The sequence below is a fragment of the Siminovitchia acidinfaciens genome (assembly GCF_003605385.1).
Classification (GTDB): Bacteria; Bacillota; Bacilli; order Bacillales; family Bacillaceae_C; genus Siminovitchia; species Siminovitchia acidinfaciens.
In genome coordinates this window covers 183,293-200,349 of the sequence record NZ_QYTV02000001.1, presented here as the reverse complement: position 1 = coordinate 200,349, position 17,057 = coordinate 183,293, and the positions used below count along the sequence as shown (strand labels likewise).

The following is a 17,057-nucleotide window of genomic DNA, read 5'->3' as shown; positions in this document are numbered from 1 at the left end:
GTTTAAACTAAACTACGCTTGTCAATCCGGTCAATATTCTCGAGCATGATGCCGGTTCCTATCGCAACTGCATCCAACGGCTCATCAGCCACTAATACTGGTACACGCAGCTCCTCTGCAAGCAGTTGATCAATTCCATGCAGAAGTGCTCCCCCGCCTGTAAGGATGACACCTCTGTCTATGATATCTGCTGAAAGCTCTGGTGGCGTTTTTTCCAAAACGTTTTTAGCTGCCTGAACGATAACATCGACAGATTCTTTTAATGCCTCTTCAATTTCTTTGGTAGTGACTGTGATTGTCCGTGGAAGACCGTTGACCATATCGCGGCCGCGTATTTCCATTTCTTCGTTCCTGGAGCCTGGGAAAACAGTGGCAATATTGATTTTCACGTTTTCTGCAGTTCTTTCACCGATTAAGAGCTTGTACTCTTTTTTCACGTAATTTAGAATATCGCTGTCAAAATTGTCTCCGGCCATTTTAATGGAAGCAGAAGTAACGATATCGCCCATTGAAAGGACAGCAACATCAGTCGTACCTCCGCCGATGTCGATGACCATATTTCCGCTTGGCTGAAAAATATCCATGCCTGCGCCGATTGCCGCAACTTTCGGTTCTTCTTCAAGATAAATCTTTTTTCCGCCGCTTTTTTCAGCAGCTTCCCTGATAGCTTTCTGCTCTACGCTTGTGATGTTTGTCGGACAGCAAATAAGAATGCGCGGCTTTGATAAAAAACCCTTAACATTCAGCTTGTTGATAAAATGCTTCAACATAGATTCCGTAACATCAAAATCGGCAATGACCCCATCCTTTAAGGGACGAATGGCTACGATATTCCCCGGAGTACGCCCGACCATGCGCCTGGCTTCCTCGCCGACCGCAAGGACCTTATTTGTATTTCTGTCAATTGCCACGACTGATGGTTCATTCAAGACAATACCCTGGCCTTTCACATGAATCAATACATTAGCCGTCCCCAAGTCAATGCCGATATCTTTTGCAAACATATTAACTACCCCTTCATTTATTAAAAAGTTTATTATGTACAATGTCGATGAACACACATATCCCTAATTATATATTTTAACACACCAAGGTATCTAAAAGAAATGAGCGTTTGACAAAATTTTGGGTTTTTTGACATAGGGAGAAAAGCGGAGGGCGGCTGATTAGGGGGGACAAGCGCTGGAGGTCAAACCAGTGAAGTCGTTCCTTGACTTCATTGGTTTGACCGAAGCGACCTCGAGCCCCTGCCGCCCGCAGCTGGACAGGGAGAAAAGCGGAGACCGCTTGATTAGCCCCGACAAGCATAAGACGAGCGCTGAAGAAGGCGTCCTGTGCCTACAGCAGCGTTTGGCTTATGACCTCGAGGGGCTAGGCGTCGTAGCTGGACAGGAGAAATGCGGAGGGCGGCTGATCAGGGAGAAACCGGGATATGTAAGGCTGAGAAGATGACAAAAGCAGCTTCGAATCGCATGTACTAAAGCACTCCAATCTATGAGATAAAAAATCAATGATTAGGCGTAGCACCAACCAGATGGAATAAACAAAGAAGAAGGCACACGCCTTCCTCCTAAGAAAAAGTTATTTTTGAAGCTCGGCTTTCTTATATTTTTGCTTTGTTGCCTCTCCTCCCCTAAGATGCCTGATTGATTTATGGTATTCCAAAATGCCTTTCACCTGGTTGGCCAGCTCCGGGTTCAATTCCGGAAGCCGTTCGGTCAAGTCTTTGTGGACAGTACTTTTGGATACGCCAAACTCCTTCGCAATCATGCGAACCGTTTTTCTCGTCTCCACGATATACTTTCCAATCTTGATCGTTCGCTCTTTGATGTAATCGTGCACACCACTCGCCCTCCCTGAATTGGATGTGAGGAGTGTGAAATGAGACTCGTCGTTTGTATATACATACTGGGTCTGCTTTTTTGGAACTTGTCTTCTGTTCCACAGCATACTGTACGAATAGGAAGTCATCTTTTACAAATCAAGCTCATTTACAGGAAATGAACAAATATCGAATTGAATGTAGGCTCTAATAAACGATTACTCACCTCAAGCACTCTCTGTTTTTATCGTGTTGGTACATCTTATTTGTCCGCACGAAGATATATGCTCGAAAAAGGCAATAAGGACAAGGATGAGGACAAATATTTTCGTTATAAAAAGCTTTCATGAGCATATCGGTTCTTTTTATAAAAATAAAAAAGACAGGCCTTAACAAAGCCTGTCGATTTAATATTTATTCATTTATCATTTGGTTAGACTGATCTTCTTCATGAGAATCAGTCTCCTGTGACTGACCATCATTATCCGCATCAGTCTCTTGCTGCTCAGAATCTCCTGCTGCAGGATCCTGCTCCGTTTCGCCGGATGCATCTTCCTGCTTCTCTGTGTCAGCTGCCTCTTTGTCTACATTTTCAAAAGCGGTGAACGGCTGCCCAAAAAAGTCGAGTGGATTTAGCGCCGTGTTGTCTTTGCGAATTTCAAAATGAACATGGTTCTTTGCTTCCTTGTTTAACTGGCTTGTACCTGATTTAGCAAGCACCTGCCCTTGCTTGACAGCATCTCCCGACTTGACCTGCATGTCTTTGACCGATTGATAGATCGTCTTCACACCATTATCATGCTCCACTTCAATGACGTTGCCAAGGAGCGAATCATTCCGGACAGCAGTAACCTTCCCGCTGAGGGAAGCTAATACTTCGAACTCGGAACCGTCCTTCATGGCAATATCAATTCCCATGTTTGGACGATATTTGTTACCATCAACAATGAGTGCCGCTTCCTGCTCGTCCATTGATGCGTTGGAATCGTAGAATTGTGTGACGTAATCCACTTCGTCTTGATTTTTCACAGGAACCGAGACATTTTCAAATGACTGGTTAACTTCAATGACTGTGTCATTGTCATGCATGCCTGTAAGCTCTTTACCTTCCTCCGTCAATTTAGCCTTATCAGCTGTATTATTGCCGGCGGTCTGATACCAGAATATCATGGAAATGAGCAATGCAGCACTGGCAAGATAGATTGCCGGGAATACCCACCGCTTTTTAAAAAACTTGTTTAGAGAAGATCGCTTCTTTTCTTCCTCTCTCATTTTCATCACCTCTGCCATCATTTTGAACAGAAAGACAGAATTATATACTTGAAAATGAGAAAAACACTTCTTATTTTCTGATATAAGACATTTTTTATGCAAAAAAATGAATATTCCCTTTTATTCCCTATGTAATATTGCACATTGAAGGCTCAACCTTCAATTTTGGATTTGGATTTGTATTTTCGAATAAGGTTTCTCCTAATGCTAAAATCTATTTTGCTCATGAACAGCCTCTACTTTCATTAAAGCATTAAATAACCATATGGATAAATTGAAAAAGCCGGCAATGTTCTTTCGGATTGCCGGCTTTCTCTCATTGTGTGGACGCAACTCTCTTATCAAAGAATTGACTAGCATTCGAAATGGTTATTCCCTGATAATAATGGCTGACGATATCATCATAATTTTTTCCTTCTTTCGCCATTCCGTTTGCACCGTATTGGCTCATTCCAACACCGTGTCCGTATCCTTTCGTAGTTATAATAATCGATTTCCCCTTTTTCTCCCAAGTGAAATCGGTCGACTTCAAATCAAGTTTTTCTCTCACTTCTCTACCGCTAAAACTTTTCCCTCCGATGGTAACAGCAGCCACTTTTTTTCCTGATGTACGTGCGGTGACCGTGCCGATATCATTTGCATTCTCGATATTAACATTAAGCTTCTGCTGGAACTCTTTTACACTGATGACTTTCCGGTCATTGAATTTTGGCGATTGGCTGTCCCAAGGGCTTTCTACACTTTTTAAGTAAGGGACAGGGTTATTCCAATAATCTTCTGCGTTTTCCGTATAGCCGTTGCTTGTAGAGAAAAAAGAAGCAGTTATGGGTTTATTATTATAGGTAAGGATTTCTCCTTCGGTAGCCTTGACTGCCTCAGTTATTTTTTTCATCATCCAATCGTAATCCTTATCCCACTGAAGCTTCAATTCTTTCTTATTCTTATAAACCTGATGGTTGACAGTATCAGTTACATCCGCATTTTGCGGTAACTGGCCGCCTTCAGGATTTAAAAGATTGTTGACAATATACGTTCTTGCTGTTAGCGCCTGGGCTTTTAATGCCTCCTCTTCGAAGTCCGCCGGCATTTCCGACGCCACCACTCCTATTACGTATTCTTCCAAAGGCAGTTTTTCGACTGTCTGAGCTGCAGTTCGGTAGACCGCGACCTCAGCAGATGGTTGATTTTCTTTAACTTTTGGCGGCAATTCGGCCGTTCGTTCATCTAATTCGATGATGGCCTTTTCTTTTGAAAAAGGCAGAACGAGAAGGGACGGAACGAGAAAAGAAATGGCGATTAATAGAGTGGTAATAAAAAGCAGCGGTTTTAATTGCTTCATGCCTATGCCTCCAATATAAAAATTAAGGTGAATTGAAAACAATCACCTCGGTCCAATTTATTCAGAAGGACAAGCTTTTATGCTATCTATATGCAGGGAACGAATGGTGTTGTAAATATGCCAGATAGGGGTCTGGACCCCATAAAAAATCCATAAAAATAAACCCGCTTTCGCGGGTTTGATCATATCATGCATTTAAGTCGGTTACAATGTTACTTTCTTTGTGTTCCACTTCACTGGAAATGTCTTTCACACGTTCAACGTCAGCACCCAAAGCTTGCAGTTTTTTATGGAAGTCAAGATAGCCCCGGTCCAAGTGTTTAAGCTCGGTAACTCGAGTATATCCGTCGGCTTTCAACCCTGCAATAATCAATGCTGCAGCTGCACGCAAATCAGTTGCAGCTACTTCTGCCCCTTGGAGCTCGCATGGTCCTTGGATGATAACAGAACGGCCTTCGATTTTAATATCACTGTTCATTCTGCGGAATTCTTCCACGTGCATAAAACGATTCTCAAATACAGTCTCAGTAATGACGCTTGTTCCCTCTGCACATAGCAGGAGTGCCATCATTTGCGACTGCATATCTGTTGGAAATCCTGGATGCGGCATTGTTTTAATATCTACCGGCTTTAATTTTTCCGGACCAATTACACGCAGACCGTTTTCTTCCTCAATAATTTCCACATTCATTTCTTTAAGCTTGGCAACAACGGATGCCATGTGGTCTGCGATCGCACCTTCAACAAGCACGTTCCCGCCTGTAATAGCGGCAGCCACCATAAAACTACCCGCTTCGATTCTATCAGGCATGATTGTATGGTCGGCACCATATAATTTATCGACACCTTCGATTGTAATCGTTTCGGTACCTGCCCCTCTTACATAAGCACCCATTTTATTCAAATAAGCGGCAAGATCCGCAATTTCTGGTTCTTTTGCACAGTTTTCCATAACAGTCGTTCCTTTTGCAAGAACAGCTGCCATCATGATATTCTGTGTAGCGCCAACACTTGGAAAATCCAAATAGATTTTTGCGCCCGTCAACTGTTCAGCAGAAGCCTCAATGTATCCATTCCCAACGGAAACTTGCGCTCCCATTGCTTCAAAGCCTTTTAAATGCAAATCGATTGGCCGCGAACCGATTGCGCATCCGCCTGGAAGAGCCACGCGAGCTTTACCTTGCCTGGCCAGTAATGGTCCCATCACAAGCACTGAGGCCCTCATTTTCCGAACATATTCAAACGGAGCTTCGATATTGAGTTCGTTTGAAGCATTCACATAAACCGTTTTATTTTCAAATGTTACTTCTGTATTCAAGTGACGCAACACTTCACCAATTGTGTATACATCGGAGAGAGTTGGTACTTCGCGAATGACGCTTTTTCCTTCGCTTGCCAATAGTGATGCAGCGATAACAGGCAAAACAGCATTTTTTGCACCTTCAACCTTGACTGTGCCGCTGAGCCTTTTCCCGCCGCGGACGATGATCTTTTCCAAGAGTATTCCCCTCCGCGTCTATTTTCTTTAATATTAGTATTCATTTGTCAGGATGGGTGTGCCTACCGTAAAGTATGTACCGTTTCCTGCTTTGTTTTTGCGCAGACCGATCTGCAGATTCATTTCTTTGCCGGGGAGAGATAGAGATTGTGTAAAAAGAGAGGAATATGCAGATATAGAGGAAAAATCCTCTTCTCTAAGTGCCTCTTTCTCCTTCGCCAAAAGAGATGATAATAGTCCACTTACAATTGTTTGCCCAAATTCATCATCATTGAATATGCCTTTGATACAAGAGAAAACAACAGGCTTTTGTTTAAAAATCAATTCAGTTCTAGATTGAAATAATGTTTCTGTACTTTTAGATATTCTGTGATTCCACGTTGTACCCTTCAATTCATAAGATACATAAGAAATTAAGTTGTCTTTATTACCATTATCGGTTGTCACTGCTACAATCTTTTCTTCTATCTTCCCGTTGTAATTGATCCCTGTCACTGTTTCTTTTCCTTCTTTACGTGACAAAGACCAGTCCCACTCGGGAAAAACTCTTTTTAATCTAGTGACAGACAATTCCTGTGATGGTTGCTCAGCCAGTTCTCTTGTATATAGAGACCATTCAATGATGGATCCTTGTTGCTTTTGAACCGCATGTACCAATTTCTCAATATCCAATTCACTTTTTTCAGCAACACTTGTGTTATTCCCGCTAAAAAAAACAATCAAACTAGTTAATAGCAACAATAAAATAAAATATTCTCTGCAGCATCCCTTCATAAGTACTCTCCCCCTTAACTTAAGTGTTTCCACTCAGGGGTAGGACATACTTTAAGAAAGACTGCATATCCAGACAAATTTTTTTTGCTTTTTCGACAAATTCCTTTTATTATGCACTCACAATTCACATCATAACAAAAAGCCTTCGTTTAAAAACGTGCCAAAAGACCTATTTAAAAAAGTATTGAAGTTGTCGAGACCAGTGTAAATAATCGAGGAAAAAGTTGCTGACGGAAGACCCGATTGCAATCGTTAAAATGATATATAGCAGCCTGGCCTGAAATATCCGGTTGGCACTTAGGAGTTTATCAAAATGTAATGCCTGAAGGGCCCAAAAGGTTAACCCGATAAATAACAGATGCGAAATGATGCTAATGAGGGCCTGCTGACCAATTTCCATACCATCGATCATTGAAATCCTCCTTGTACAGCTGGAATCCCAGCGAAGCGACCAGTCTTTTTATAAATAACACCTTCCGATCAGGCAAGACCAGAAGGTGTTATATTTTAAAGCTCTATCTTTGTTGTGACACATCTATCCGGTTCATCGCACGTTTCAATGCGAGTTCAGCTCTTTTGAAATCTATGTCATCCCGTTTAGTTTGCAGAAGCTGTTCTGCACGTTTCTTGGCTGCTTCAGCACGCGCAAAATCAATGTTTTCCGCTGTTTCAGCCGCTTGGGCAAGAATAGTGACTTCCTCAGGACGAACTTCCAAAAAGCCGCCACTGACCGCAACATATTCTGTTTTGCTTCCGTTCTTTAAACGGACTGCACCGATTTGCAAGGGAGCAACCAATGGAATATGTCCTGGAAGTATTCCCAGCTCACCGGTTTCAGCCTTTGTGCTGATCATTTCAACTTCTGAATTATAGACTGGGCCGTCTGGAGTGACAATACTTACTTTCAAAGTGTTCATTTGATCGCCTCCTCGTCCCTATTTATACTTCTACGCCCATTTCTTCCGCTTTTTTTATAACTTCCTCAATCGGACCGACAAGACGGAAAGCATCTTCAGGAAGATGGTCATATTTACCTTCAAGGATCTCTTTAAATCCTCGGACAGTTTCCTGTACAGGAACATAAGATCCAGGCTGGCCGGTAAATTGCTCAGCTACGTGGAAGTTTTGAGACAAGAAGAACTGGATGCGGCGTGCACGAGCAACAGTCAGCTTATCTTCATCAGATAGCTCATCCATACCAAGGATTGCAATGATATCTTGAAGCTCTTTATATCTTTGAAGTGTTACTTGTACTTGACGCGCTACTTCGTAATGCTCTTCGCCGACAATTTCTGGGGAAAGTGCACGGGAAGAAGAAGCTAGCGGGTCAACCGCCGGGTAAATACCCATTTCAGAAAGTTTACGCTCAAGGTTTGTTGTAGCATCCAAGTGAGCAAATGTTGTTGCTGGAGCCGGGTCAGTGTAGTCATCCGCAGGCACATAAATCGCTTGGATGGATGTTACGGAACCAACGTTTGTTGATGTAATCCGCTCCTGCAATTGACCCATTTCCGTTGCAAGTGTAGGCTGGTAACCAACCGCAGAAGGCATACGGCCAAGAAGGGCGGAAACCTCTGAACCTGCTTGTGTAAAACGGAAAATGTTGTCGATAAAGAAAAGAACGTCCTGTCCTTGTTCGTCACGGAAATATTCAGCCATTGTCAAACCAGTCAATGCAACACGCATACGTGCTCCAGGCGGCTCGTTCATTTGTCCGAATACCATGGCTGTTTTATCGATAACTCCGGAATCTTTCATTTCAAAGTAAAGGTCGTTTCCTTCACGAGTACGCTCTCCAACACCGGCGAATACGGATATACCACCGTGTTCTTGTGCGATGTTGTTGATCAATTCCTGGATAAGAACTGTTTTACCTACACCCGCACCTCCAAAGAGGCCAATTTTTCCACCTTTGATATAAGGAGCGAGCAAGTCGACAACTTTGATTCCTGTTTCAAGGATTTCTACCTCAGTAGAAAGCTGATCGAACTTAGGTGCTTCGCGGTGGATGGAGTCGCGTCTTGCATTCTCATCAATCTTTTCATCCAAGTCAATATTTTCACCTAGTACGTTGAAAACACGTCCAAGAGTGACATCGCCGACCGGTACGGAAATTGGAGCTCCTCGGTCAATGACCTCCATGCCTCTCTGAACTCCATCTGTAGATGCCATGGCAATAGTACGTACAGTATCATCGCCAAGATGAAGGGCAACTTCCAATGTTAGGTCAATATTAACTTCTGTTTCTGATTGAGCATTGTACGTTACTTTCAGCGCATTATAAATCTCAGGGAGATGGCCGTCTGGGAACTTAACGTCGACAACCGGTCCCATAACTTGCAAAACCTGTCCTTTGCTCATTTCTTTCCCTCCTACCTGGGATCAATAGTAATAATAATCAAGTTTTTATTTCATCAATCTATTCTAACGCGGCCGCTCCGCCAACAATTTCAGTGATTTCCTGAGTGATTGCTGCCTGGCGAGCCCTATTAAAGGACAATGTAAGACTGTCGATGAGTTCGGAGGCGTTATCTGTCGCGCTCTTCATCGCCGTCATCCTTGCAGCATGCTCACTTGCTTTTCCATCAAGTAGAGCCCCATATATTAAGCTTTCTGCATATTGTGGAAGCAAGACTTCAAGAATGGCTTCCGCAGAAGGTTCATATTCATATGACATGAGCTTGGTCGATGTGCCCAAATCTGTCAAAGGCAATACTTTTTTCTCGGTCACTTCCTGTGTCAAGGCACTTACGAAGTGATTATAGTACATGTACAGTTCATCGAATGTACCGTCGGTGAACATTCCGACTGTATTCCGAGTGATGTCCATGATATCAACGAATGATGGTTGATCCGAAAGGCCTGTAATCTCTAGCACTACATTCATGCCTTTTTTCACAAAGAAGTCGCGCCCCATTCGCCCGATAGCAATGATTGCATACTCGTCTTTGCTTTTATGGCGTTCTTGAATTTTATTATTGACCGCCCGCAAAATGCTGCTGTTATACGGTCCGGCAAGACCACGGTCAGCAGTGATGACAAGGTATCCTGTTTTTTTGACCGGACGGGTTTCAAGCATCGGATGATTTACATCTTTACTTCCCAAAGCAATACTTGCAGCAACTTCCTGGATTTTCTCCATATATGGAACAAATGACTTGGCGTTGGTTTCAGCACGGTTCAACTTTGCCGCAGAAACCATTTGCATTGCCTTCGTGATTTGACTTGTTTTTTTCGTCGAATTGATACGGTTTTGGATATCACGCAATGATGCCACTGGTTCTCACCACCCTGTATTTGAAGTTATCATATTCTTTTGAAAAGGTGCCAGGAACTCAGAACCTTGGCACCTTGAGCCGTCATTTATCTTAAGAGTCGCTTTTTGCAAATGTCTTTTTGAATGTGTTCAAAGCATCTGCCATATCTTCGTCAGCTGGAAGCTTTCCTGTTGAACGAATAGACTCAAGCAAATCTGCACGGTTGTGATCAAGCCATGAATATAATTCTTCTTCAAATCTAAGGACATCCGGTACAGAGATATCATCCAAGTATCCACGTGTCAAAGCATATAGAATCATTACTTGCTTATCCACTCTGATCGGTTTGTTCAGATCCTGCTTCAACACTTCAACTGTACGTTGACCACGAGCAAGCTTTGCTTGTGTCGCTTTATCCAGGTCAGATCCGAATTGAGCAAATGACTCAAGCTCACGGAATGCTGCAAGGTCAAGACGCAGTGTACCAGCAACTTTTTTCATTGCACTGATTTGCGCAGATCCACCAACCCGGGATACAGAAAGACCAGCGTTGATTGCCGGACGAACACCGGAGAAGAATAGATCGGATTGCAAGAAGATTTGTCCGTCTGTGATAGAGATAACGTTCGTAGGGATATAAGCAGAAATATCGCCTGCCTGTGTTTCAACGAACGGAAGCGCAGTTAAAGAACCGCCGCCTTTTGCATCACTAAGCTTCGCAGCACGCTCCAATAAACGGGAGTGCAAGTAGAAGACATCCCCTGGGAATGCTTCACGTCCTGGAGGACGGCGAAGAAGCAAAGAAAGTTCACGGTAAGCAGTTGCCTGTTTGGACAAGTCATCATATACAACAAGGACATGTTTGCCGTTGTACATGAACTCTTCACCCATTGTAACGCCGGCATAAGGAGCCAAGTACAAGAGTGGTGCAGGCTGGGCTGCAGAAGCTGTAACAACGATTGTATAATCCATTGCACCATGTTTGCGAAGTGTTTCTACCGCATTACGAACTGTAGATTCTTTTTGTCCGATAGCAACATAAACACAAATCATATCCTCTTCGCGTTGGTTCAGGATTGTATCGATAGCAACGGTTGTTTTACCTGTTTGTCTGTCACCAATGATCAACTCACGCTGTCCACGTCCGATTGGAACAAGAGCGTCGATCGCTTTAATCCCTGTTTGCAATGGCTCATGAACTGATTTACGGTCCATAACACCAGGTGCCGGGCTTTCGATTGGACGAGTTTTTGTTGTGTTGATTGGTCCCATTCCGTCAACAGGCTGTCCCAATGGGTTAACTACACGACCGATCAGTTCCTCACCAACCGGAACTTCCATGATGCGTCCTGTACGACGAACTTCGTCACCTTCACGGATCTCTGTATATGGTCCGAGGATTACGATACCGACGTTGCTTTCCTCAAGGTTTTGCGCCATTCCCATGACACCGTTAGAGAACTCGACAAGTTCTCCAGCCATGACGTTGTCCAAGCCATAAGCACGGGCAACACCGTCCCCTACTTGAATAACTGTACCAACATCACTAACTTCTAATTCAGCTTGATAGTTTTCAATTTGCTTCTTTATCAGCGCACTGATTTCTTCAGCATTGATGCTCATGAATTTCACCCCACATTATTCAAATCGTTCTTAACTGGTCAACTTGCGTCCAAGCCTGTCAAGTTTTCCACGAAGGCTTCCGTCAAAGATTCTGTTGCCAATGCGCACTTTGACACCGCCGAGCAAGTTTGGATCAACTACATTTTCAATATTTAATGTTTGCTTGCCTACTTTTGGGGCAAACACAACAGAAATGGCTTTAGTTTCGTCTGCAGTCAATGCCCGGACTGAATAGACAGTCGCTTCGGCAATGCCGCGCTCTTCATTGAGAAGATTGATATAGGATTCGGCCACTTCAACCATGATATCTTCCCTGTGGCGATCAGCTAAAAGCATGAAAGTGTTGATAACGGCAGGAGATACATTTGGAAATGACTGCCTAATTAAATTCCTTTTGTCGTCTACGGAAAGCTTAGGTGTCTTCAAAAGGCCGATGAATCCTGGATTTTGCACAAGGACTTTTTTAATCGTCTTGAGCTCTTCGTCAATTTGACCGGAAAGGTTCTGTTCCTTTCCCACTTGATAAAGAGCCAGCGCATAACGCTCAGCTACGACAGGATTACTCATCGATCCTCGCCTGCTCTTTCGATATATTCATTGATCAGCTTCTCTTGATCTTCAGCCGACAATTCTTTTTCAATAACCTTAGAAGCAATCATGACAGATAAGGAGGCTACTTGTTCGCGTAAAGCCGCAACAGCATTTTCCTTCTCCTGTGCAATTTCCGCACGCGCAGATTCTTTTAGGCGCTCCGCTTCTTGGCGGGCAGTATCGATAATTTCCTGGCGTTGGTTTTCACCATGCTTTTTGGAGTTTTCGATCATGTTTTGCGCTTCAAGACGTGCTTCTTTTAATAGAGACTTTTGCTCTTCAAGCAATTTGCTCGCTTCTGAACGACTGTTTTCTGCCGCTTCAATTTCACCTGATATATGTTCTTCACGCTGTTTCATGACGCCCATTAAAGGACCCCAAGCAAACTTCTTCAACAGCGACATTAATATAATAAACATTAGAAGCTGGAAAATGATGTCGCCGCCATTAAAATGAACGCCGGCAATCTCTGCTCCTAATACAAAGCTGCTCTTTAACAAGCCCGCTCCACTCCTTTCGGCCTTTCGTATTGGATTAAATCAAACCGGCCGTTGCCGGTGGCAAGTCAATACTAACTCGTTTTTGCTACTGTATGAGGCGTCAAACGCCTACGCTTTTCTTAAAAAATGGCGAAGCATTATCTTCTTCGCCATTTTAAAACGTGTTCTGATTATTCAATAAATGTTATCTACCTTGAACCATAAACGCGATAACAACTGCGATGATAGGAATAGCCTCTACCAACGCTACCCCGATGAACATTGTAGTTTGTAGCATACCACGTGCTTCAGGTTGACGTGCAATCCCTTCAACTGTGCGGGAAACGATCAATCCGTTACCAATACCTGCTCCAAGAGCTGCTAAACCAATTGCAATTGCTGCTGCTAACATTCCCATTATAAAATTTCCTCCTTAAATATATAAAAAGTATTTTGGTTGAAAGTCTTTGTCCATTTTTATGAACAAGTTATATATTAATGGTCTGCATTGACTTTGTGAGCCAAGTAAACCATTGTTAACATCGTAAAAATAAATGCTTGAATTGCTCCGATGAACACTGAGAATCCCATCCATGCAAGCGTCGGAATTGCTGCTGCAATCCAGCCGACTGCGCCCATGGCTGCAAGCCCTCCAGCCAGCAAACCAAGTAAAATCTCCCCTGCAAAGATGTTTCCATAAAGACGAAGACCTAATGTCAATGTATTGGCAAATTCTTCAATAATTTTGAGCGGGAGCAAAAACCACATAGGGCGGACATAGCCGCGAAGATATTCGCCGAAGCCTCTTTGTTTGATACCATAGTAATGTGATAGAACCACTACCATTGTTGCCAATGTAAGTGTGATAACCGGATCGGCTGTTGGTGATTTCCACCATAGTTGATGATCGACGGATACTGCAAATGGCAGCCCCAGCATATTGGAAACAAATATATAAAATATCAAAGTTACGCCAAGTATGTGGAAGTGCCCACCTGTTTTCCAGTCCATGTTGCTTTTAACGATTCCTTTGACGAAATCGAATACCCACTCCATAAAGTTCTGCATACCTGTCGGTTTCATTGCCAGTGTCCGTGTACTGACCACAGCAATGATAAACACAATAAGTGAAGCTATCGTAATCATCATTACGTTACCGAGGTTGAAATATAATCCAAATATTTCTTTTATTGGTGCTCCATGATCCATTTAGATTCACCTCTCTTCCCGCTGCTTGTCTTTTCTAATTAGGATGGAGATTAAAGCATCTATCAATATGACAATGTAAGATGTCATTAATCCAATAATTACGCTTATGAGATGAAAAACTTCCGGGTATTGCATTGCAATGTATACGGCAAATACGGCTGACGCCATCCTTGACAAAGTGCCGATTGAACGCATCTTGCGTCCTTCCAAAACAGCTTCCCCGAGCTTGCTTGTCCTTCGAATCATCATCCAGTGATTAAAGAAGCTGATCGAAGTCCCAAGTATCAATCCCATAAATATAGATTGGTAAGGAGTAAAACCCCAACCCAATACAAGAATTGCCAATAAGTACAGTATGTACTTCCGGTGCCTATTAAATAACTGTTGGAGATCATCCATATCTTTCTAATCCCCCGATAAAAATTGTCGGATTGTCATAATCACCCCGAACGTTCCAACTGCCAAACCCAAAAGGAGACCGACAATCAGAAACAATGGCTCCATTCCTGATTTTTCATCCAGCCATCTTCCGATAAAAACTCCCGCCAAAACAGAGCCTGCCAGCTGCGTCAGGACAGCAGAATAAATGGCCATCCCGTAAAGCGGATGACGTTTTTCTTTACTCAATTCGCATCATTCCTGTGCTCCGTTTTCAAGCCTGCAACATTCGAGTTTTGTTGACAAATTCCGCGCTTTTTCTGGTTAAAAGAAAGTGAATAAACTCTCCTTTTCATACCCTTTGTAAGCATACAATAGGGCTATGTCAATGTCAACGAGTTTCATGTGAAATTAGAAACAAACTAATTGCGATTTTCAGTTTGTCACAAATTCATCAAATTTCAACTAATATGTGGTTTTTCGACCTTTTTCTTACTTTGATTTTCAACATCTTTTCTTTAGAAAAACAGGAGGCAATTTCCCTCCTGTCAATCTATGGCCGAAATGGTTTCGGTCTGTCTGTTTTCATTTTAAAATAATACAAAATAGCATCTGCAATCCGTTTCGCAGCTTCTCCATCACCGTAAGGGTTGACTGCGTGAGCCATTTGTTTATATTCATCGGCATCCCTAAGCAATTGCGTAGCAAGGCGATAAATCGTTTCTTCATCCGTCCCTGCAAGCTTCAATGTCCCTGCTTCTATCCCTTCTGGCCGCTCTGTCGTATCCCGGAGAACGAGCACAGGAACTCCCAATGACGGTGCTTCTTCCTGAACTCCGCCTGAATCGGTAAGAATCAAGTGCGCCCTATTGGCAAAGTTATGAAAGTCGATAACCCCGAGAGGTTCAATCAGGTGAATCCGCGGATCGTTGCCCAGCTCTTCGTCCGCGGTTTTTCTAACAACCGGGTTTAAATGAACCGGATAGATAACCTGGATATCGGGCTGCTCGTTAACAACCCGTTTGATCGCGCGAAACATGTTCCGCATGGGTTCACCCAGATTCTCCCTTCGGTGGGCAGTAAGAAGGATCAACCGGTCGCTGCCAAGCCGATCGAGCACTTCATGCTTGTATTCCTTTTTTACAGTTGTTTTAAGAGCATCGATAGCTGTATTTCCAGTGATAAAAATTCTCTCTTCCTCTTTATCTTCGGCGATCAGATTCCGGGCTGCTTTTTCAGTAGGCGAGAAGTGCAAATCCGCAATAACGCCTGTCAACTGCCGATTCATCTCTTCAGGGAATGGAGAATATTTATTCCATGTCCGCAAACCTGCTTCAACATGGCCAACGGAGGCCTGGTTGTAAAAAGCGGCAAGGCTGGCAGAAAAAGTGGTCGTCGTGTCGCCATGAACCAGAACAATATCAGGCTTCAAATCCTTAAGAACCGCATCAAGCCCTTCAAGGCTGCGTGTTGTGACATCGATGAGTGTTTGACGGTCTTTCATTATATTCAAGTCAAAATCAGGTTCAATGTTAAAAATTTCAAGTACTTGATCAAGCATTTGGCGGTGTTGAGCTGTAACAGCCACAAACGACTCAAATTCGCTGTCCCTGCTTTTCAATTCATGGACAAGTGGTGCCATTTTTATGGCCTCCGGTCTTGTTCCGAAAACGGACAAAACCTTAATACGTTTTTCCATGTTTAACATTACTTCGTCCCAAACAGACGATCCCCGGCGTCACCCAAGCCCGGTACAATATATCCTTTTTCGTTCAATTTTTCATCGACACCCGCAACGTAAATATCTACGTCCGGATGTGCTTCCTGAATAGCCTTTACACCTTCAGGGGCAGCAATAAGGCACATAAGCTTAATCTGCTTTGCTCCACGCTTTTTCAATGAATGAATTGCTTCCACTGCAGTACCGCCTGTTGCAAGCATCGGATCCACAACAATAAAGAACCTTTCTTCAACATCGCTTGGAAGTTTTAAATAATATTCAACCGGCAGTAAAGTCTTCGGATCGCGGTAAAGACCTACATGTCCAACTTTTGCAGCAGGAATGAGTTTTAATATGCCTTCCACCATACCGATGCCAGCTCTAAGAATCGGTACAATGCCGATTTTTTTCCCGGCCAACACTTTCGACTTAGCTGTGCTTACAGGAGTTTCCACATCAATTTCTTTGAGAGGCATATCCCTTGTAATTTCAAAAGCCATAAGCGTTGCCACTTCATCAACGAGCTCACGGAATTCCTTTGTCCCTGTATTTTTATCACGAATGTACGTAATTTTGTGCTGAATGAGAGGATGGTCGATCACATGAACTTTGCCCATTTATTCTCTCTCCTTTATAATTTAGTTTTTACGATCAAGACGGGAGCATATGTAAAGCGGCTAGGCATGATTGGCCGAACCAGTTACCCTCGCTCTGGTCGTTATATATCCCTGCCCATTTTACATAAAAGAAAATCTTTCTTCAAGAAACAAATGAGAAAGATTGCTACCAAATAAAATTATCATTTTTGATCGCTTTATACCTGAACACAACCATGGCTTTCTAGACAATGGTATTGATGTTTCGATTACTGTTCGGAAGCTGCCTTATTCGCAGTCTGACTACAACTGAAAAGTGAAATAATATTCATCTAGCAAAGACCTGGAGATACATACAATGGAAATCATAGAAACCCAGTTTGTTGATTGCTAGAAGGCGGCGACTCCTCGAAAATGCTTCGCATTTCCAATGTGAGCTGCTTAATCGAAGTAGCTTTTTCTGGATTCTGCGGAAGTGAGACCGCGCAAAAGCGTCCGC

General features: G+C 43.1%; 20 protein-coding genes. 1 reads left to right on the top strand and 19 read right to left on the bottom strand.

Features of this window, described 5'->3' with window-relative positions:
- Positions 1-2 precede the first annotated feature (2 nt).
- Positions 3-1,004, bottom strand: coding sequence for a rod shape-determining protein (mreB, locus tag D4T97_RS00900; RefSeq protein WP_126046746.1), 1,002 nt, complete (start codon positions 1,002-1,004; stop codon positions 3-5).
- A gap of 193 nt (positions 1,005-1,197) precedes the next feature.
- On the opposite strand from mreB, the gene D4T97_RS00895 reads away from it, so the two are divergent.
- Positions 1,198-1,452, top strand: coding sequence for a hypothetical protein (locus tag D4T97_RS00895; protein ID WP_126046744.1), 255 nt, complete (start codon positions 1,198-1,200; stop codon positions 1,450-1,452).
- A gap of 129 nt (positions 1,453-1,581) precedes the next feature.
- Here D4T97_RS00895 and spoIIID read toward each other — a convergent pair whose 3' ends face one another.
- The 18 genes from spoIIID to upp all read right to left on the bottom strand — a co-directional run bounded on the left by spoIIID (position 1,582) and on the right by upp (position 16,579).
- On the bottom strand, positions 1,582-1,842 hold the full coding sequence (gene spoIIID / locus D4T97_RS00890) for a sporulation transcriptional regulator SpoIIID (RefSeq protein WP_018706548.1): 261 nt from the start codon (positions 1,840-1,842) through the stop codon (positions 1,582-1,584).
- Between the two features lie 394 nt (positions 1,843-2,236).
- Positions 2,237-3,094, bottom strand: a complete 858-nt coding sequence (locus D4T97_RS00885) for a M23 family metallopeptidase (protein WP_164525412.1) — start codon at positions 3,092-3,094, stop codon at positions 2,237-2,239.
- A 316-nt stretch (positions 3,095-3,410) separates the two neighbouring features.
- Positions 3,411-4,433 carry a stage II sporulation protein D gene (spoIID, locus tag D4T97_RS00880; protein ID WP_126046742.1) on the bottom strand — a complete coding sequence of 341 codons (1,023 nt, stop codon included), beginning with the start codon at positions 4,431-4,433 and terminating at the stop codon, positions 3,411-3,413.
- A 187-nt stretch (positions 4,434-4,620) separates the two neighbouring features.
- Positions 4,621-5,931: a UDP-N-acetylglucosamine 1-carboxyvinyltransferase gene (murA, locus tag D4T97_RS00875; protein ID WP_126046739.1), complete on the bottom strand. Its 1,311-nt coding sequence runs from the start codon at positions 5,929-5,931 to the stop codon at positions 4,621-4,623.
- 33 nt (positions 5,932-5,964) lie between these two features.
- Positions 5,965-6,705, bottom strand: coding sequence for a YwmB family TATA-box binding protein (locus D4T97_RS00870; RefSeq protein ID WP_126046737.1), 741 nt, complete (start codon positions 6,703-6,705; stop codon positions 5,965-5,967).
- A gap of 169 nt (positions 6,706-6,874) precedes the next feature.
- On the bottom strand, positions 6,875-7,117 hold the full coding sequence (locus tag D4T97_RS00865) for a DUF1146 family protein (RefSeq protein ID WP_126046735.1): 243 nt from the start codon (positions 7,115-7,117) through the stop codon (positions 6,875-6,877).
- Positions 7,118-7,220: 103 nt separating this feature from the next.
- Complete coding sequence (locus D4T97_RS00860) at positions 7,221-7,622, bottom strand: F0F1 ATP synthase subunit epsilon (RefSeq protein WP_126046733.1); 402 nt, start codon at positions 7,620-7,622, stop codon at positions 7,221-7,223.
- Positions 7,623-7,644: 22 nt separating this feature from the next.
- Positions 7,645-9,066: a F0F1 ATP synthase subunit beta gene (gene atpD, locus D4T97_RS00855; protein WP_126046732.1), complete on the bottom strand. Its 1,422-nt coding sequence runs from the start codon at positions 9,064-9,066 to the stop codon at positions 7,645-7,647.
- Between the two features lie 58 nt (positions 9,067-9,124).
- Positions 9,125-9,982 carry a F0F1 ATP synthase subunit gamma gene (locus D4T97_RS00850; protein WP_126046730.1) on the bottom strand — a complete coding sequence of 286 codons (858 nt, stop codon included), beginning with the start codon at positions 9,980-9,982 and terminating at the stop codon, positions 9,125-9,127.
- 91 nt (positions 9,983-10,073) lie between these two features.
- Positions 10,074-11,585: a F0F1 ATP synthase subunit alpha gene (gene atpA, locus D4T97_RS00845; RefSeq protein WP_126046728.1), complete on the bottom strand. Its 1,512-nt coding sequence runs from the start codon at positions 11,583-11,585 to the stop codon at positions 10,074-10,076.
- A 30-nt stretch (positions 11,586-11,615) separates the two neighbouring features.
- Complete coding sequence (locus tag D4T97_RS00840) at positions 11,616-12,152, bottom strand: F0F1 ATP synthase subunit delta (protein WP_126046726.1); 537 nt, start codon at positions 12,150-12,152, stop codon at positions 11,616-11,618.
- Complete coding sequence (atpF, locus tag D4T97_RS00835; RefSeq protein WP_126046724.1) at positions 12,149-12,676, bottom strand: F0F1 ATP synthase subunit B; 528 nt, start codon at positions 12,674-12,676, stop codon at positions 12,149-12,151. The genes D4T97_RS00840 and atpF overlap by 4 nt, the downstream gene beginning before the upstream one ends.
- Before the next feature lie 184 nt (positions 12,677-12,860).
- Positions 12,861-13,073: a F0F1 ATP synthase subunit C gene (gene atpE, locus D4T97_RS00830; RefSeq protein WP_018708433.1), complete on the bottom strand. Its 213-nt coding sequence runs from the start codon at positions 13,071-13,073 to the stop codon at positions 12,861-12,863.
- A 77-nt stretch (positions 13,074-13,150) separates the two neighbouring features.
- Complete coding sequence (gene atpB / locus D4T97_RS00825) at positions 13,151-13,864, bottom strand: F0F1 ATP synthase subunit A (protein ID WP_126046722.1); 714 nt, start codon at positions 13,862-13,864, stop codon at positions 13,151-13,153.
- A gap of 6 nt (positions 13,865-13,870) precedes the next feature.
- Positions 13,871-14,263 carry an ATP synthase subunit I gene (locus D4T97_RS00820; RefSeq protein ID WP_126046720.1) on the bottom strand — a complete coding sequence of 131 codons (393 nt, stop codon included), beginning with the start codon at positions 14,261-14,263 and terminating at the stop codon, positions 13,871-13,873.
- Positions 14,264-14,269: 6 nt separating this feature from the next.
- On the bottom strand, positions 14,270-14,491 hold the full coding sequence (locus D4T97_RS00815; protein ID WP_126046719.1) for an AtpZ/AtpI family protein: 222 nt from the start codon (positions 14,489-14,491) through the stop codon (positions 14,270-14,272).
- A gap of 304 nt (positions 14,492-14,795) precedes the next feature.
- Positions 14,796-15,941, bottom strand: coding sequence for a non-hydrolyzing UDP-N-acetylglucosamine 2-epimerase (gene wecB, locus D4T97_RS00810; protein ID WP_126046717.1), 1,146 nt, complete (start codon positions 15,939-15,941; stop codon positions 14,796-14,798).
- 8 nt (positions 15,942-15,949) lie between these two features.
- Complete coding sequence (upp, locus tag D4T97_RS00805; RefSeq protein WP_126046715.1) at positions 15,950-16,579, bottom strand: uracil phosphoribosyltransferase; 630 nt, start codon at positions 16,577-16,579, stop codon at positions 15,950-15,952.
- Between the last annotated feature and the right edge of the window lie 478 nt (positions 16,580-17,057).

What these genes read in the sequence shown, in the direction of transcription:
- mreB (WP_126046746.1), bottom strand. Translation starts at nt 1,004, where the DNA reads ATGTTTGCAAAAGATATCGGCATTGACTTGGGGACGGCTAATGTATTG.
- D4T97_RS00885 (WP_164525412.1), bottom strand. Translation starts at nt 3,094, where the DNA reads ATGAGAGAGGAAGAAAAGAAGCGATCTTCTCTAAACAAGTTTTTTAAA.
- spoIID (WP_126046742.1), bottom strand. Translation starts at nt 4,433, where the DNA reads ATGAAGCAATTAAAACCGCTGCTTTTTATTACCACTCTATTAATCGCC.
- D4T97_RS00870 (WP_126046737.1), bottom strand. Translation starts at nt 6,705, where the DNA reads ATGAAGGGATGCTGCAGAGAATATTTTATTTTATTGTTGCTATTAACT.
- D4T97_RS00865 (WP_126046735.1), bottom strand. Translation starts at nt 7,117, where the DNA reads ATGATCGATGGTATGGAAATTGGTCAGCAGGCCCTCATTAGCATCATT.
- D4T97_RS00860 (WP_126046733.1), bottom strand. Translation starts at nt 7,622, where the DNA reads ATGAACACTTTGAAAGTAAGTATTGTCACTCCAGACGGCCCAGTCTAT.
- atpD (WP_126046732.1), bottom strand. Translation starts at nt 9,066, where the DNA reads ATGAGCAAAGGACAGGTTTTGCAAGTTATGGGACCGGTTGTCGACGTT.
- atpA (WP_126046728.1), bottom strand. Translation starts at nt 11,585, where the DNA reads ATGAGCATCAATGCTGAAGAAATCAGTGCGCTGATAAAGAAGCAAATT.
- D4T97_RS00840 (WP_126046726.1), bottom strand. Translation starts at nt 12,152, where the DNA reads ATGAGTAATCCTGTCGTAGCTGAGCGTTATGCGCTGGCTCTTTATCAA.
- atpE (WP_018708433.1), bottom strand. Translation starts at nt 13,073, where the DNA reads ATGGGAATGTTAGCAGCAGCAATTGCAATTGGTTTAGCAGCTCTTGGA.
- atpB (WP_126046722.1), bottom strand. Translation starts at nt 13,864, where the DNA reads ATGGATCATGGAGCACCAATAAAAGAAATATTTGGATTATATTTCAAC.
- D4T97_RS00820 (WP_126046720.1), bottom strand. Translation starts at nt 14,263, where the DNA reads ATGGATGATCTCCAACAGTTATTTAATAGGCACCGGAAGTACATACTG.
- wecB (WP_126046717.1), bottom strand. Translation starts at nt 15,941, where the DNA reads ATGGAAAAACGTATTAAGGTTTTGTCCGTTTTCGGAACAAGACCGGAG.
- upp (WP_126046715.1), bottom strand. Translation starts at nt 16,579, where the DNA reads ATGGGCAAAGTTCATGTGATCGACCATCCTCTCATTCAGCACAAAATT.